This is a genomic window from Sphingomonas faeni (assembly GCF_030817315.1).
In the GTDB taxonomy this organism is placed as follows: Bacteria; Pseudomonadota; Alphaproteobacteria; order Sphingomonadales; family Sphingomonadaceae; genus Sphingomonas; species Sphingomonas faeni_C.
Genome location: NZ_JAUSZF010000001.1, coordinates 343,055 through 358,918, shown reverse-complemented (window position 1 = coordinate 358,918; position 15,864 = coordinate 343,055). Strand labels below are relative to the sequence as shown.

Genomic DNA, 15,864 nt, shown 5'->3' with positions numbered 1-15,864 from the left:
TAGGATCAACCAGTTGCTAGTCCTAATCTGCGCGCCGAAAAACGGTGCCGCGCCGATAATTACATCCGCAACTAAAAACAGAGTCCTCGGCTCAGCATGTATGGGTCGAATTCCAGAGATTGCCAGCGCCAACCGTGCGAATAGTCGCCGCTTACCCCCAATGACGAATTTCGCGTTCAAGTCGTTCGCATCTACACAGCCTCATATTGTGCGGCCTGAAGGTCAGGGTGATCGACGCCCTCCTTATCAAAAATCAATTTTTTTGACGACGCTCAAGCGCGATTCTATCATTTAAATGACGAGTTCTATTCACAATAATTGCGCGTTTTATAAAATGGATTGGCGCGATCTTCTCTAACAGAGGTTAGTCTTATGCTATCTAATATAGACAATCTTTGGACCATAATTAATTCATTAGGCACCCTACCAAGAGTGATTCTGCATATTTATTTGTGAGTTTTTTACTTACACAAGATTATTAGTTCATAGTTAATATTTATTATTAGTTTGTTACAGGATGGATATTGCCATAGCCCCTTCGTTGACGCTTTCTTGATTGTGCAGCCGGCGAGTAAAGGGAGTGGATTATGCGTAAGGACGTGCCTCCCCATCAGACAGATGGGGTAATCCAACTCTTTCAAAGCTCCAACTTGTACGGAGTCGACCAACTTGCCCTGGAACGGATCGTAGCTGAAGCCGGGTATGCTACGGGGTGTAGTTCCGCCATCGTGTGCCGCGAATGCGACGGCGAGTTCATTATCGTTGTCGGCAATGCTGAAGGTTCACTACAAGGTTTTGCACCTGCTGTTTTGTACGGGGAAAATCTGGTCCATTCCCGCGTTTTCGCGACACAGTTCGTCGACGATGCGCCATCTTCGCCAATCGGCTTTCATTCCGAGCATGGTCCGGAAGTGCGATTTTCTGCGGCTGCGCGAATAGCGGACGACGAGAATAGCTTCCTTGTAGTCTTACACGGCGAGGATCACCCTCCGCTCAGCCGGGCACAAATATACGTTTTACGTGCTCACGCAGCACACTTGGCAACGGTCTTTGAGCTCGCAAAAATGCGAGAGACCGTCGATCTCGTTAATGGCGCTGCAAATGCCAAGATAGAGCGGCTGCGTTTGCTGGAATCGGTTGCGGTCCATGCCCGCGATTCCATCCTCATCACTGAGGCCGAACCGATCGATCTGCCGGGGCCGCGCATCCTCTATTGTAACGCAGCCTTTACCAAAACGACCGGCTACTCAGCCGCAGAGGTACTAGGACTGACCCCTCGCATCCTCCAGGGGCCAAATACCGACCCTGCCGCCCGCGCCCGACTGCGCAAGGCGTTCCTGGCTTGGGAATCCGTTGAGATCGAGCTCATCAACTACCGCAAAGACGGCACGGAGTTCTGGGTCGAGCTCAGCATCGTCCCCGTAGCAGACGATCGAGGCTGGTTTACACACTGGGTTTCGGTGCAGCGCGATATCACCGAACGCAAGGAAGCCGAACAACTCGCCAACCGTGTCCGCATTGCCGAATTCGAAAACAAGGTGTTGGCCACAGAGATTCAGGAACGCAAGCGCGTCGAGGGTGAACTGCTGTACACGGCGTTCCACGATAACCTGACGCGGCTGCGCAATCGAGCGTTCTTCATGGAGCGCTTGGCAACAGCCCTCGACCGCGCGCGAGGCGAGACGCTTGCGGCATGCTCGGTACTGTTCCTGGATCTTGATCAGTTCAAGATCGTCAACGACAGCCTGGGGCATCTCGCCGGCGACACGCTATTGAAGGAGATCGCGCTGCGCCTGAAAGATTGTGTCAGGCCGCAGGATACCCTTGCTCGCCTTGGCGGAGACGAATTCGCTATTCTCATCGAGGATGGGGTCGGGCTTGCCACGCCGGTTCGGGTTGCCGAGCGCATTATCGCCGCTCTACGTGCCCCCGTGCAACTCGGTCGCCAAAGCGTTTTCCCCTCCTGCAGCATCGGCATAGCTCAAACAGATGACCGTGAAGCGCTGCCTGACGATCTGATCCGTGATGCTGACATCGCGATGTATGTCGCAAAGCGCGCAGGCTACGGCGATTATGCGATCTTCGACGCGTCGATGCACGACAGTGCGGTAGCACGACTTAGCCTGCAAACAGATTTGAGACAGGCGATCGAACGGGGCGAATTTAACCTGGCCTATCAACCTATCGTCGATCCCGCGACCGGTGCCCTGTTCGGTTTCGAAGCCCTTGTGCGCTGGGACCATCCCGAGCGCGGGCTTATTTCGCCTGTCGATTTCATCTCCGTCGCCGAAGAGATCGGGGTTATCCGTCAGATTGATCACTGGGTGATGCGCGAAGCCTGCTTACAGCTCAGCAAATGGCAGCGGCAGTTCTCAAACCCTTCACTGCGCATGAACCTGAATACGTCTGCGGCGGAATTCGTCGACCCAGAATTCCTGAAGGATCTCACCAAAACGATGGCTGAGTTCAGCTTGCTGCCGCAGTGCATCGAGATCGAAATCACCGAAGGCATCTTCCTTCACCCCTCTCCCGAGATAGCATCGACCATCGCTGCAATCCGGCAGCTTGGCGTGCGGATCGCGCTGGATGACTTTGGCACGGGCTATTCATCGCTCAGCTACATCAACCGTTTTTCGATCGACACCATTAAGATCGATAAGTCCTTTATCGATGACGTCTGCGGCGACGATCGCACTCGGGCTATCATCGATCTGATCATTAAATTAGGCCGCACCCTCGACGTTGCCGTGGTCGCCGAAGGCGTGGAAACGAAGGATCAAGCCGATGCATTGACAGCGATCGGCTGCCGCGCTGTTCAAGGATTTTACTTCGCACGTCCGCTGTCAATCAACGACGCGACAGAACTACTTCGGAGATCAATGGAATGACATTTCACGTGTAGAACGAGCCTATGGCACATAGTCGCGGTCTCGAAATCTCTGGAAACTCATCTCATTACACAGCTATCCTGAGAACTACCTTGCCTTTCCGTTTCTTCATCTTCTATGATAACGCTATCCCTTCTCGCCCCCATTCATAACCACTATTGGCTGTAAGCGCCTAGTTGCGTATGATGGGGCGGAGAAGAATATGAAAGTGGTGTTCAACTTTCGAAAACGCTCAAGATGCGGGGCAAGTCCCCGTTCGGTTAGTCGACGCCCGGGTGCTATCGGCAAATCCGTGCGGTCTTACCCGATCGGAACGATTCCGCCGGTGCCGGGTATCAGGCGTCTGGTCCGTTCGATGCGTGCCCAAGCAGGGAAGTCGTTTACCGCGATAGCTAGGGGCGGGAGGTGTGTTTTTTTCGACGACGGTAACCGGCCGGTGCGACAGACCGCGCCGGCGTTGGGCGCCATGGACGACCTGCACCGGAATTTAGATGCATGCCACCGCGAACGACACCGTCTGCGTCATCAGCAATATCGACGGGCGGCTCTATGCGAGCCGGATCGGCGGTGACACCCTCCTGATAGATATGACGGCCGGCGCTGCCTCGCGCGGAGATAGCCCGGGCCACGCGGCCGGATGGCGCGATTGTCGATCGGTCCGCTGGCTTTCCCCTATCCCGATCCTCTTTGAAAGATCAGTTCGTCGGCTTTATTCGATGTCCGCAGCCAAATGGGACACACCAACCGTTGCGCCGGTTTCGCCCTCACAAGTTAGGAGCGGACGGTTAGTTCGCTCGTTTACAACGCACATCTGACGTAGCGGCAGTCGATGTAGTCGTGTGGGGTCCGCAGGGGTATCGTTCTGACGTCACGGTTGAAGCATCGCAGGATACGAATGGCCGTAGCGTCCTGCCCTTCGGGGGGGAAGGTCCCTGAAAGCCCGGAATGCCCTGCCAATCTTCGGATCCAGCAGCGCATTTAGTTACCGTGCGCAGAACAACCTTTCCGCACACTATCGTTACCATGACAGGCGTGGTTTCCCCCCTGCCCCGCCGGCCACCACCGCCAGCTACTCTTCCGCCGCGAGGATTTTCGCCGTCGGTATCCTTTGCTGACCGGCTAAAGGCCGTGAGGTGACATTTACCACTGACGAATAGTGCCACCAGCGCTGATCTCTACAACGGGGATCGCTAGCGAAACCGTGCCGCCCTCTCAGACGAGACCTCGTCTCTGGTACGGCGGCAACCGTTGCCTTGGAGACTGAAGGGTAAAAAAGTCGCTCGCATCAAGCAAAACGGGCAAGCGCGAGCTACATGCTTATCTTGCGCGAAAGCCGGTGTCGCCCTGGCTTGTGCTTTTCAACAGCGCCGTTGCCGCCCGAGTATGGCGCCCCGTCTAGGGTCAGTCACGCGCAAAAAACGAAGCGGCGCTCGAAAGACGCCGCTTCGTTAGGCTGATAAGTCAGATAGGCGTCGACACCGGTTCGGCCGCGAACGGCACACCGCCCGGCCCCGCAGCGAAGTTGAGCGGAGATACTGAGGGTTCCTGATTCACCCCCCCCGGACGGCTCCAATCGCACACGCCACCCGCAAACACAGCGCGCAGGCGGCTTTGTTGCTCCGTAGTGAAGGTGATGTTGCCATAGTCCGCAAAGTTGAGCGCCTTTAGCTGACATTTGAGGATGTCTTCGGCCCGCGGACCCCCGGCAACCTGGCGAGGTGAACTGCGGATCACCAGCGGCGGGTCGCTGTCGCAGATGCCGAAGTCGCGCACTTGGGTGGAATAGCTTGTGTCCGTGCTCAGATAGCAGAAGTCGAAGGCCGCGGCGGGCTTGGCCGCCAGGATCTGCGCCTGGTTGCGCACGGCATTGGTCGACGCCTTCGGCGCCTGCGCGTTGAGCGCATTCAGCCAGGTGTCCATCGCGACGAGCGACCGGGACGCCAGCGAGATGCCCCCGTTGCTGCGCCAGATCACTTGGTTGCCGAAATTGCCGCCATTATCACGCGCCAACCGGTCTCGCTGGGAGAAACTGCGCCAGTTGTAGTGGATGCCTTGCTCGTCCGGCGTGCGCTGATCGATGATCGGCACCCGCGACACCTGCGTGCCACTGACCAGGATACCCGCACGATAGGCGATGCGGAGGCCCTCTGCATCCGCCGTGGAGCGCTGTGGGATCAGGTTCGAATCCGCATCGCTGCCGCCGACCCCCTCGTTGAGGGTCACGAACTCTTCTGCGGTGATCGCGCCCGACTGCAAGGCCTTCAGTCCATATTGGACGCCGACATTGTCGTTGGTCTGATTGGCCCGGTTGGTGCCAGGCGCCGTGCCCCAGACGGCGATCGCCGCATCGGGGTCGCTGCAACGGATACCACCGGGATTGCTGGCCGGATCATAGACCTGCGCCGCTGGCAGCCGGCAATTGTTGGTGACCGTCGGCGACGTGAAGAGCGCGCCGGCTGCGTTGATAACCAGCACGGCCTGGTAATTCCCAGGCTTGTTCGCGCTGCCGAAGGCGTTGGACCAGCTATGGCAGCCGAGTTGGTCGAGATGGCCGTTGATCGCCGTCTTCTTGGCGTTGATCTGCGCTTGGCTAAGCCCCTGCTGCCGCATCAGTCCGGTCCAGGCTGGGCCGGCGTAGAAGTTGACGAGTTGAACGCAGTCGCTGACTTCGATCGCGGTGGTGACCGAATCGGCGAAGTCCAGTTGGATCTGCAGGCCGTCAAGCAGGCCGGGCGCTATCGATGCGACCGTATTCTGGTTGATGGCGCCGCCCGAGGCGCCATTGCCGATATAGCCGCGCAACTCCCCGTATTGCTCGATGATGTGCTCCTTCATCTTCATCACCGTTTCAGCGACGAGCACACGGTTCGAATTGTTGGCACTGTCCGTCAGGCTGTTGACCGCCACCATGTATCCGCGAGACAGCGCAGTATCGTCGACCCATGAGCTGTTGGGCCGTGCCTGGAACCGGGGCTGGCCCGTGCTGCCGCCGAAATTGTGGACGACCTTGCCGGCCCATTGCGGCTGCGGGCTTTCGAACGTCCACGGTCGATTGGGGTCGAACAGCACGGCAAGGTCGTAGATGCCGCGGTTGATCACCCCGCGCTCTACCCGCACGATGTAGGGTACGGCCGCCGTCACGCCGATCGGCGTCGTGGTCGCGATGAGCGCGGCCTGGGTTGTGCCAGTAACATAGGGCTGAAAACAGCTGTTGGCGGGAGTCGTCGGATTCGGGTTTGCCGCGGTCGGCGACGGATCGGGAAGCACGAACGCGCAACCGCCTGTGCCAGCGGCTGTCAGCGTACGATAATACAGCTTGGTTTCGGTGCGCGTCGTGCACTGCGTATCGGTCGGGGCCGTGGACAACCCGCTAGCGTTGGTGACCGTTGCGGTTCCCGGCTGCGGCGTCGCGCATATGTAAGGGTTGATGTGCGAACTGAGCAACACCGGCGCGTTGATACCGGCGTTGGTCAAGGTCAGTCGTGCGCCGGCAAAGCTGTTGTTGGTTGCCGTCACCTCGATTACGTTGGCACCGGCTGCGAGCCCCGAAACCAGGCCCGTGACGCGACCGTTCGAACGGAGCGCGAAGTTCGAAGACTGATCGCGCCCGCCGACGGCGACCCGCAGATTGGCCGGCACGGCGCCCGTCGGCAGCACGACCTCGACCAACGCGTCTCCGTCGGTCACCATGTCGGCCCGCCCGGACAGAATTTTGATGCTGGTGCCGCTCAGCGGCGGCGCGGCGGTGGGCGAGTTCTCGTCATCGCCGCAACCAGATAACAGCCCGGTTGCCGCGACAAGCAGCACGAGGCGCGCGCCTCTTCCCCGTCTCATCATTATCCTCTCCTGTCGCGATGATACCCATCGCAGGCCCGACGATTAGTCACCGGATATTGTGAGCTTAAGCGGATGCCCGACGCAGTCAACGCGATCGACTGCCGCGAGCAGCAGGAATAGATTCAAAAGCGAGGGCATCGACGGCCCTTCCCGTCGAGAATGACGACCACTGCATGAGGCGCAGTATCAAACGCTGGGCCAGCAGACTGATACAGCGTGGCTAAATGGGCTGGCCAAAACGGCAAAAACCATTGCGTTGACCTAATAGACAACCCCTCCGATAGGGGTAATTAGTACCTGCTAAATCCGTAGAACTGCGGTTTAGGCTCAAATGTGCTGGTTGAACTCAAGCACAAGCATCTAAAGCATCTAAAGCATCTAAAGCATCTAAAGCATCTAAAGCATCTAAAGCATCTAAAGCATCTAAAGCATCTAAAGCATCTTCTCCACGGTTGGCAAGATTGCAGCAACTACCGCTGCGATAGCCTTCGCGTTGGGATGCACTCGATCCGCCAGCACCATATCGGCGTGTCCCAGCACCCCAGGCGGAAAGAACGGCCAAATGGTCGCCCCGTGTTCGGCAGCCAGCGCCGTGTGAATGTCCAGATACGCAGCAGCCCGGTCACGTATGAACACTGGAGGATCGACCGTCGTCAGCAACACGGGAATGCCACAGCTACCCAAGTTCAGCAGGATCTGCTCGAGCTGTGCTCGAGTACGCGCCACCGGAACCTGTCGCAGGACATCGTTGGGTCCCACCTGAACGATTGCGAGTGCGGGTCGCTGGTCCAGGGCGGATAGCAAGCGAGGCAAACGCCGCAGGACGTCGACGGTCGTATCGCCCGATACCCCGGCGTTCACCACGCGAGCGTAAGGAGATGTCTTTTGCAGCAAGGCCTGCAACTGTGCTGGAAAACTATCGGCGGCCTGCAGGCCGTAACCGGCGATCAGGCTGTCGCCTATTGCCAGGATCAGAGGCTGGTTGATTGTCATGTACCGCCGCGAGATAGTTTCGTTTGGATGCAATGTAAGGCGTCCAGTCACTATCGTGCCGAACCTTTACCGCTGGTGCTCGTTTATCCGCGATGACATACAACCGGACGGCACGGCGCTCATGAGCGTCTTCTTCACGGCCGACACGCATTTTGGCGACCACCGCACAATCAATATTTCTCGACGTCCCTTTGCCAACACGACTGAAATGAATGAGGCGCTGGTCGAGCGATGGAACGCCGTCGTCGGCGCGGATGACGTGGTGTGGCACCTGGGCGACGTCGCCCGTCGCCCGACGGATGTAGCCGAACTGCTTTCCCGACTAAACGGCAGCAAACACCTGCTCCGTGGCAATAACGACCCCGATGCGACGCTCGCGGCGGACGGTTGGACAAGCGTCGGGGACTACGCGGAAATCGAGCTGGACGGCTGATCGCTTGTTCTGTGCCACTACCCGTTCCGAAGCTGGAATGGGCAACACCGCGGTTCGCTGAACCTGCATGGGCACAGTCACGGAAGGCTAAAACCGATGCCGCGCCAGTTCGACGTGGGCGTCGATGGCCACGACTTTACACCGGTCCTGCTCGAAAGCCTGATTGGGGGCCGTAGATACCCACTCGTTGGGCAAGCTACCGCTCCGGGAAACTGACCCAGACCCGACATTCATGCCCTGTCTTCGCTTCTCATAACCGGTCGATCGTTCCTGTTTCTAATTCGGTTGGCTTCGGTCACGGCCATCAAATGAGCCTCCGCGGAACGCCCTGTCGTGAACTGCGAGCGATGCTCGGGATGTGAATTCCACCCTACACGCTGGCGCTAGTAAAAGTGCCGCGGCGGGCACGTTGCCGGCGTGTCACCGATCCGTCCCCGCGGCGTCATCAAACTGTACCCGCGCCCCCATACCGGGTGGGCGGATGACCACGTCCGACCTTACGACGACCGACGCCGGGGCACGTCGCTTATGGGCGGGGTGGTCGCGGTTGCGCGCGCAGGTCGAGCGGATGACGCGGCGCACGGATGGCGAGGACCTGCTCCACGATGCCTATGTCAGCATGGCGGGGCTGGCGAACGCGCCGCGCAACGACGAGGCGTTCCTGGTCCACGCCGCGGTCAACCGGGGGCGCGACGCGTTTCGCCGGGAGGCGGTGCGCGGGGTGTGCGAACCGGCCGAGGCGATCGACTGGCTGCGCGATCCCACACCAATCCAGGACGAGGTGATGATCGCCAAGGCGCGGCTGGCGCGGGTCCGCGAGGGAATCGGCCGACTGTCTCCCAGGACCCGCGAGATTTTTCTGATGCAGCGGCTCGACGGGTATAAGTATCGCGAGATTGCCGAGCGCCTGGACATCAGCCAGGGCGCGGTCGAGAAGCACATGGCCAAGGCAATGACGTTCTTGGCCGATTGGACGGAGGGTTGGTAAGTTTCGCGATGCCCGGCCGCCGTCCCTCGAACAGCTTCGATGCGAACCGGGCAGCCAGCAACCGAACCGCTGCCGACTGGATCGCACGGCTCAATGCCGACGATGCGACGCCGCGCGATGCGGCGGACTTCCGGCGCTGGCTCGCCGCGAACCCCGACCATGCCGCGCGGTTCGAGCGTGCGACCGATCTTTGGGAGATGGTGCCGGGGACCGCGCCGTCGCCGGCGCCGGTGACGCGGCGCCGGGCGATCGGCGGGCTGGTGGCGCTGACCGCGACGACGGCCGGCGGCACGTTTGCGTTCCAGGCGGCCTATGCGGCGACGCCGTATGAGACGGGGATCGGCGAACAGCGGCGGATCGGGCTGCAAGACGGCTCGTCGCTGCTGCTCGATGCGGCGACCCGCGTGCGCGTGATCGCAACCCCCGAGCGGCGGCGGCTCTGGCTGGCGCGCGGTCGGATCGACCTGACCGTGGCGCCGCTGACGACCCCGTTCACGATCGACGTGGGGGCCGGGGACATGACCGCGGCGGCCGGACGGTTCGATCTGCGCCGCGACCGCGACGACCGGGTGGCGGTGACCGCGATCGAGGGCAGCGCGGCGGTGGCGACGACCGGCGCAGCGCGACGGCTGACCGGTGGCGAGCGGCTGCGCGCGGGCCGGATCGATCGCCCCGATCTTGCCGCGACGCAGGCCTGGACCAGCGGGCGTGCGGCGTTCCACGACGATACGCTGGCGACGGTCGCCGAAGAGGCCAACCGCTACAGCACGACCCGGCTGGTGATCGCCGACCCCGCGGTCGCCGGAGTGCGCGTCAGCGGGATGTACCGGGTGGGCGACAATGTCGCGCTGGGCCGGTCGCTCGCGGCGCTGCTCGCGCTGCGGGTGCGGACGATCGAGGGCGCGGTCCTGCTCGGCGGATAAAGTTCGCCGCAATTCGCCGTGGGGGGTGGGGTAGATCGATCCTCGCCCGTCGAGGAGGTGCGGCATCATCGCCGCCTTCCTTGGGGGGATGAACACCGTGATCACCAATCGCCGGCGTCTGCGCCGATCGTTCGTGCTGGGCGCCGCCGTTGCTGCGCTGTCGACCGCCTTTCTCGCCACCGCCGCCACCGCACAGGCGCGCGTAACCCTGCATCTCGCAGCCCAACCGCTCGGCAAGGCGCTCGAAGCGCTCGCCCGCCAGAGTGGCACCGACATCCTGTTTACGCCCGCCGCCGTTGCCGGGATGACCGCCCCCGCGCTCAACGGCACGATGGCCCCGCAGGCTGCGGTCGAGCGCCTGATTGCAGGCACACCGCTCACCGTACGTCGCGAGGCCAATGGCGCGCTGCTCGTCTCGGGTGCGGTAGTCGGCACCGCGCCGCAGACAGTGGCGACCGAAGCCCTTCAAAACGACACCGCCGAGATCGTCGTCACCGGCTATGCCAGCAGCCTGACCACCGCGCTCGCGCAGAAGCGCAAGGCGACCAACGTCATCGACGTCGTCAAGGCCGAGGACATCGGCAAGTTCCCCGCGCAGAACATCGCCGAGGCGCTCCAGCGCGTCCCCGGCGTGTCGATCGTCCGCGATCGCGGCGAGGGCGTGTTCGTCCGCATCCGCGGGCTCGGCGCCAATTTCCAGGTGGTGACGCTCAACGATCGCTCGGTCGCGGTGAACGAGAACGTCCGCGACAGCGGCCAGAGCGGCCGCCAGTTCCGCTTCGACACGCTCCCGTCCGAACTCATGTCCGCGGTCGAGGTGATCAAGAGCCCGCGCGCGAGCCTCGACGAAGGCGGCATCGGTGGGACGATCAACCTGCGCACTTTCCGCCCGCTTGACCTGAAGAAGCCGGTGCTGTCGCTGTCTGCCACTGCCAGTTCGCCGCGGCTTGCCGATACGGTCGACCCGCGCCTGTCGGGCATGGCGAGCTGGGCGAGCCCCGACGGCAAGATCGGCGCGCTGATCGCCGCCGTCTATGACGAGCGCACCACCCGCCAAGACCGCATCACCGGCGTCGGCTGGGCGGACGGCAAGATCGATACCGACGGCAACGGCTCGCTCGACAGCGCGACGACCCTGATCCCGACCGCGATCCGCCCGACGCTCGAACGCGAGAAACGCGACCGGATCGGCCTCAATGGCGAGGTGCAGTGGAAGCCCGATGACCGGTTCGAGCTGAACGTCGATGGGCTGTGGAGCCGGCTGAACGTCGCCTATGACGAGCTGACCTATTCGGCGGCGGATGGCGCCGGCCTGCCGCGCGGGATCGTGCCGGGTAGCGCGGTGATCGAGAATGGCGTGCTGACCGGCGCGACCACGACCGCCTCGACCACGCAGATCGGTCGCGAGACGTCCATGCTGCAATATAAGAACTGGCTGTTCGGCACCAACGCACGGTGGCAGGCGGGCGGCTGGACGATCGCTGCGGATGGTAGCATCGGCCAGGCCTATTCGAACACGCCGGAGCCGATCTATCGCACCCGCCTGCTCGGGACAGTCGGCGCGACGACGTTCGACTTCGGCAAGGCCGGCGACCGGCTGCCCAACGTGACCCTGCTGAACGCCGACCTGTCGAACCCGGCGCTGTTGCCGGGGCGGCGGATCGAATACCGCGTCAACGATTCGAAGGACCGCGAGCGCGCCGCCAAGCTCGACATCACGCGCGACCTGAGCGGCGTCTTCAGCGCGCTGCACGTCGGTGCAAAATACCAGAAGCGGACGCGCGCCTATAATCGCCGCGACATCAACTTCACCAGCGGCATCACCGGCAAGTCTTTCGACGCGAGCTATTTCGTGCCGTTCCCGGTCGATGACTTCCTCGACGGGGCCAAGGGCGACCTGCCGACGACCTGGGCGATGCCCGATCCCGCCAAGTTCCTCGCCGCCGCCACCGGCAAGGAGGCCTTGCTCGCCGCCCCGCTCGCGCGCGGCGATCTGCGAAACAGCTATGCGATCGGCGAGGAGATCCTCGCGGGCTACGGCATGGCCGACTTCGCGTTCCCGGTCGGCGGCATCGCGGTGCGCGGCGACGTCGGCGTGCGCTATGCCCGGACGCGCCAGACCTCGTCGGGCTATGCCGACGACGGCAAGGTCGCGCTGCCGGTCAGCTACGAGAAGACATACGACAATTTCCTCCCCTCGCTCAATCTGGTCGCTGAGTTCACCCCCAAATTGCAGATGCGCTTCGCCGCGTCGAAGGTGATCACCCGCCCGTCGCTGGCCGATCTGGCCCCGCGGCTGACGATCAATTCGAGCCCGACCGTCCTCACCGCGGTCGGTGGCAACCCCGAATTGAAGCCGTTCGAGGCGTGGCAATATGACGGCACCGTCGAATGGTATTTCGCGCCCGGCAGCGCGCTGGTCGGCGGCGTGTTCTACAAGGACATCACCACCTTCGTGTTCCAGCAGACGCGCGACTTCGTCCTCGACGGACAGACCTATCGCCTGACCGCGCCAAAGAACGGTGGCGACGCCTATGTCGCCGGCGTCGAGATCGCGTACCAGCAGCTCTTCAAGATGCTCCCCGCACCGTTCGATGGTCTCGGCGCGCAGGCGAACTACACGCACACCGCGACCGGCGGCACCTATGCGCTGGCGACGGGCGGTACGTTCCGCGATGGGCTGGTCGACGTCGCCAAGGACAGCTTCAATCTGACGGCGTTCTACGAGAAGGAGCGCGTCGGCGCGCGCGTCAGCTACAGCTGGCGCGGCAACGTGCTGCGCGACGTCGGCGGGGCGGGGCTTGCCGCCAACAATGACAGTGCGTTCGGCAGTCTCGATTTCGACATGTCGTACAAGGTCACGCCGAACGTCACCTTCGTCGTGCAAGGGATGAACGTCGCAGGCGGCGTCCAGTGGCAATATGTCCGCGACAACCAGTTCGCGGGCTATACCGATTACGGGCGGACGTTCACCGCCGGCGTAAGGGCGAAGTTCTGAGGCGGATCGCACCACTCGCAGCCGGCTTCGCGCTGGTCGTCTCGACATGATCGCCGGTGCGGCGGTGGCGCAGACCTCGCCCCCGCCGCCGCAGGACAAGCTCGAACACGTGGTCATCATCATGCGCCACGGCTCCGCAGCGCGATGTCGAGCCCGGAAGAACTCGGTCGGCACAGCGTCCGCGGCTGGCCGCGGTTCGCGGTGCCGCCGGGCCATCCGACCACCAACGGCGCGACGCCGGTGACGATGCTCGAGAGCTGACATCGCCAGCATTACCGACGGATGGGCTGCTCGGGGTGCGAGATTTCACCATCTATTCCCTAGGCGAACCCGCCCCCCATGCTCGTCGTTCAAGAAGATCAACAGGCAGCGCCGGCTCGGCAATTCGCCCCGCGCAATGCGGATCGACGGCATCGGCATGGCGGACCGACGCTCCCCAGCCTGCAGGTTGACGGGATCCCGAGAGTTGGTGATGGCCTATGCCGACTGGCTCGCGTTCCGCGAATTGCGCGGGATCGATGCGGCGACGATCAGCAAGGCGCTCGTCGTGCACGGGGCCGGCATCGAACACCACCAGGGCTATGACGATGTCCGACGTACAGGCAATGGAGATCTGCGCGGCGATAGTCTCACAGACTTCTCTCCGCCCCCGTTGACGGCAAAGCGTTGCGTTGTGGTTAGGAGGATACCAGCGTGCCTTTCCTTGAACGCCGCCGATTGTTCAAAGTACTCCTACCCGCGTGGTCACGGTCAAGGACATACCGATTACCAGCGCCCGTACGCGCGCGCTCGAACATCAAAAAGCGCGAGGTCGATAGCGACGCCAGACTAAAAAGTACGGCTGTGCCAGCGGCAAAGTGATTGGTGTCGCAGCGTACGTCTTCTGGAAATCGCATCGCGACAAACGGTGAAATTGGGAGGGATGCAAACGCTCCCCATATCGGCAAACGCCAGTTTCCCGTTTTATCCGCATCCCATTGCCTGATCTCGTTCATCGAACCTACTCCGTTGAACGCCCATGCATACCGAAAGTGCGCGAACGGCTACCATCCGGCTTAGTATGACAACCGATCTTGGCCATCACATTGCAGCGCTACCGCGTCATACGAACACACCGCGATAGAAACCCAACGTCAGCGCCATCGACTGCAGGAACAGTGCTGGATCGTAACGCGGGCCTTCGTCCCTCAAAAACGCATGCTGCGCGTTCATCTCGTGCCACTCGTAAGACACGCCGACTGCTTCGAGCCGCGCGCGAACTACCTCGCGGCCGGCATAGGGGACGTGGGGATCCTGGCGCCCCCAGACGAACATGACATCGGCCTTCAGTTCCGCCATTCGCGCCAAGCTATCGTCCGACCGCCCCTCCCCCAGCGTTCCCGAATGGATATCGGTCGGGTAGAAGCAGACCGCCGCCGCAACGCGTGGATCGAGCGCCGCCCGGTAGGCGAGATGACCGCCAAGGCAGACGCCGAACGTACCCAGCATGCCATTACATGCCGGATGTTCTTCAAGCGCAGTCAAAGCAGCCCTTGCATCGGCGTCATAAGCGGCGACGGACTTGGTGAACTTGAGCGCGTTGCCACGGTCCGTGCCCTCGGGATCGTAGTTCAGGACTGTGCCTGCAGGCTCGAATTCGTGATAAACCTCCGGGACGGCTACCACATAGCCGTTCCCCGCGATCATCACCGCGAGCCGGCGTATCGGCGCCGTGATCTGGTAGATCTCGGAATACAAAACTATGCCCGGAAAGCGTCCCTCGGTCGCTGGCCGAAAGAAATGCGTTCGCATCGGACCGCTACCGGGCACGGTGACGTCCTGCGTCTCGTTTTCATGCAAGATCATCTAATCATTCTCACAAAGTCCGGGTGCAAGACACCTCCGTTCCAAAGCCGGCCGGTTGCCGGAACGATTTCAGCGTGAAGCATCACAGCAGACCGCGCGTGTTAGCCGGCGAAGCATAATCATAGCACCTTCTGAAACTTGAGCGTCAGGCGGTCGCTTTCGCCGATACGCGCATATTTAGCGCGGTCGACATCCTTCAAGCGATACGTCGGAGGCAAGGTCCAGACGCCTTCCGGATGATCATGACTATCCAAAGCGTTGGCGTTGATATCGGACTCACCCACCAGGCGAAAGCCTGCCTGCTGCGCTAGCCGAACGATCGTAGAACGCTTGATGTAGCCGCTCGATTTCTCCTGCGCGGTATCCATTTGCTCAGGCAACCGGTGATCGACGACGCCGAATATGCCACCAGGCTTCAGCATGTCGTGGAAGGCCTTGAACACGCGAGCAGCCACCGCCGGATCATCCTGCATCAGCAGATTGTGAACGTTGCGAAACGTCAGCACCACGTCAGCGCGACCGGCGGGCATCGTCGATGCTCCAGTTTTGAAGTCGATCGTCTGGACCTGCGTTTCGCCATATCGAGCAGCTCCGGACGCAAGCATCACGCGGGTCCGCTCAGCTTGAGCAGGTGGTACGAGTGCGACGTAGCTACCGCTGCGTTTGACCAGTGGGGCCAGGATTTCAGTGTACCAGCCCCCTCCGGGAATGAACTCGACGACCGTCTGGCCTGGCGTCACGCAGAAGAACGAGAGCGTCGCCGCGGGATGACGATAACGGTCCCGCGCGCGATTGGCAGCGGTCCTGTCCGGTGACCCGACCGCTGCCGCGATCTCCTTTGAAGGCTTGACGGATTGAGCAGCCACGCCGGTCGCCCCCATGACGAAGACGCAGGCTAGAGCAACGAGCGGTCGAGACATGATGAAGGCACCTTCCTATCGATTTCGACGATCATGACG

9 protein-coding genes are annotated in these 15,864 nt (G+C 61.7%); 5 read left to right on the top strand and 4 right to left on the bottom strand.

Features of this window, described 5'->3' with window-relative positions:
- Positions 1-587 precede the first annotated feature (587 nt).
- Positions 588-2,888, top strand: a complete 2,301-nt coding sequence (locus QFZ54_RS01725) for a putative bifunctional diguanylate cyclase/phosphodiesterase (protein WP_307083819.1) — start codon at positions 588-590, stop codon at positions 2,886-2,888.
- 1,461 nt (positions 2,889-4,349) lie between these two features.
- Here the strand turns inward: QFZ54_RS01725 and QFZ54_RS01720 are convergent.
- Together QFZ54_RS01720 and QFZ54_RS01715 are read right to left on the bottom strand one after the other, a co-directional pair.
- On the bottom strand, positions 4,350-6,722 hold the full coding sequence (locus QFZ54_RS01720; protein WP_307083817.1) for a DUF6351 family protein: 2,373 nt from the start codon (positions 6,720-6,722) through the stop codon (positions 4,350-4,352).
- A gap of 435 nt (positions 6,723-7,157) precedes the next feature.
- Positions 7,158-7,718 (bottom strand): GDSL-type esterase/lipase family protein, encoded by a 561-nt coding sequence (locus QFZ54_RS01715; protein ID WP_307083815.1) that lies wholly within the window; start codon positions 7,716-7,718, stop codon positions 7,158-7,160.
- Between the two features lie 55 nt (positions 7,719-7,773).
- Here QFZ54_RS01715 and QFZ54_RS01710 point away from each other — a divergent pair, with 55 nt between their 5' ends.
- The 4 genes from QFZ54_RS01710 (at position 7,774) to QFZ54_RS01695 (ending at position 13,060) form a co-directional block, all read left to right on the top strand.
- Positions 7,774-8,151: a hypothetical protein gene (locus QFZ54_RS01710; protein ID WP_307083812.1), complete on the top strand. Its 378-nt coding sequence runs from the start codon at positions 7,774-7,776 to the stop codon at positions 8,149-8,151.
- Between the two features lie 481 nt (positions 8,152-8,632).
- Entirely contained in the window at positions 8,633-9,139 is a 507-nt protein-coding gene (locus QFZ54_RS01705) for an RNA polymerase sigma factor (RefSeq protein WP_307083810.1), read from the top strand.
- An 8-nt stretch (positions 9,140-9,147) separates the two neighbouring features.
- Positions 9,148-10,062: a FecR family protein gene (locus tag QFZ54_RS01700; RefSeq protein WP_307083807.1), complete on the top strand. Its 915-nt coding sequence runs from the start codon at positions 9,148-9,150 to the stop codon at positions 10,060-10,062.
- A gap of 97 nt (positions 10,063-10,159) precedes the next feature.
- Positions 10,160-13,060 carry a TonB-dependent receptor gene (locus QFZ54_RS01695; RefSeq protein ID WP_373458412.1) on the top strand — a complete coding sequence of 967 codons (2,901 nt, stop codon included), beginning with the start codon at positions 10,160-10,162 and terminating at the stop codon, positions 13,058-13,060.
- A gap of 1,101 nt (positions 13,061-14,161) precedes the next feature.
- On the opposite strand, the gene QFZ54_RS01690 is transcribed toward QFZ54_RS01695, so the two are convergent.
- Together QFZ54_RS01690 and QFZ54_RS01685 are read right to left on the bottom strand one after the other, a co-directional pair.
- On the bottom strand, positions 14,162-14,905 hold the full coding sequence (locus QFZ54_RS01690; RefSeq protein ID WP_307083803.1) for a dienelactone hydrolase family protein: 744 nt from the start codon (positions 14,903-14,905) through the stop codon (positions 14,162-14,164).
- 119 nt (positions 14,906-15,024) lie between these two features.
- On the bottom strand, positions 15,025-15,786 hold the full coding sequence (locus QFZ54_RS01685) for a class I SAM-dependent methyltransferase (protein WP_307083802.1): 762 nt from the start codon (positions 15,784-15,786) through the stop codon (positions 15,025-15,027).
- Positions 15,787-15,864: the final 78 nt, after the last annotated feature.

What these genes read in the sequence shown, in the direction of transcription:
- QFZ54_RS01725 (WP_307083819.1), top strand. Translation starts at nt 588, where the DNA reads ATGCGTAAGGACGTGCCTCCCCATCAGACAGATGGGGTAATCCAACTC.
- QFZ54_RS01715 (WP_307083815.1), bottom strand. Translation starts at nt 7,718, where the DNA reads ATGACAATCAACCAGCCTCTGATCCTGGCAATAGGCGACAGCCTGATC.
- QFZ54_RS01705 (WP_307083810.1), top strand. Translation starts at nt 8,633, where the DNA reads ATGACCACGTCCGACCTTACGACGACCGACGCCGGGGCACGTCGCTTA.
- QFZ54_RS01685 (WP_307083802.1), bottom strand. Translation starts at nt 15,786, where the DNA reads ATGGGGGCGACCGGCGTGGCTGCTCAATCCGTCAAGCCTTCAAAGGAG.
- QFZ54_RS01700 (WP_307083807.1), top strand. Translation starts at nt 9,148, where the DNA reads ATGCCCGGCCGCCGTCCCTCGAACAGCTTCGATGCGAACCGGGCAGCC.
- QFZ54_RS01690 (WP_307083803.1), bottom strand. Translation starts at nt 14,905, where the DNA reads ATGATCTTGCATGAAAACGAGACGCAGGACGTCACCGTGCCCGGTAGC.
- QFZ54_RS01720 (WP_307083817.1), bottom strand. Translation starts at nt 6,722, where the DNA reads ATGAGACGGGGAAGAGGCGCGCGCCTCGTGCTGCTTGTCGCGGCAACC.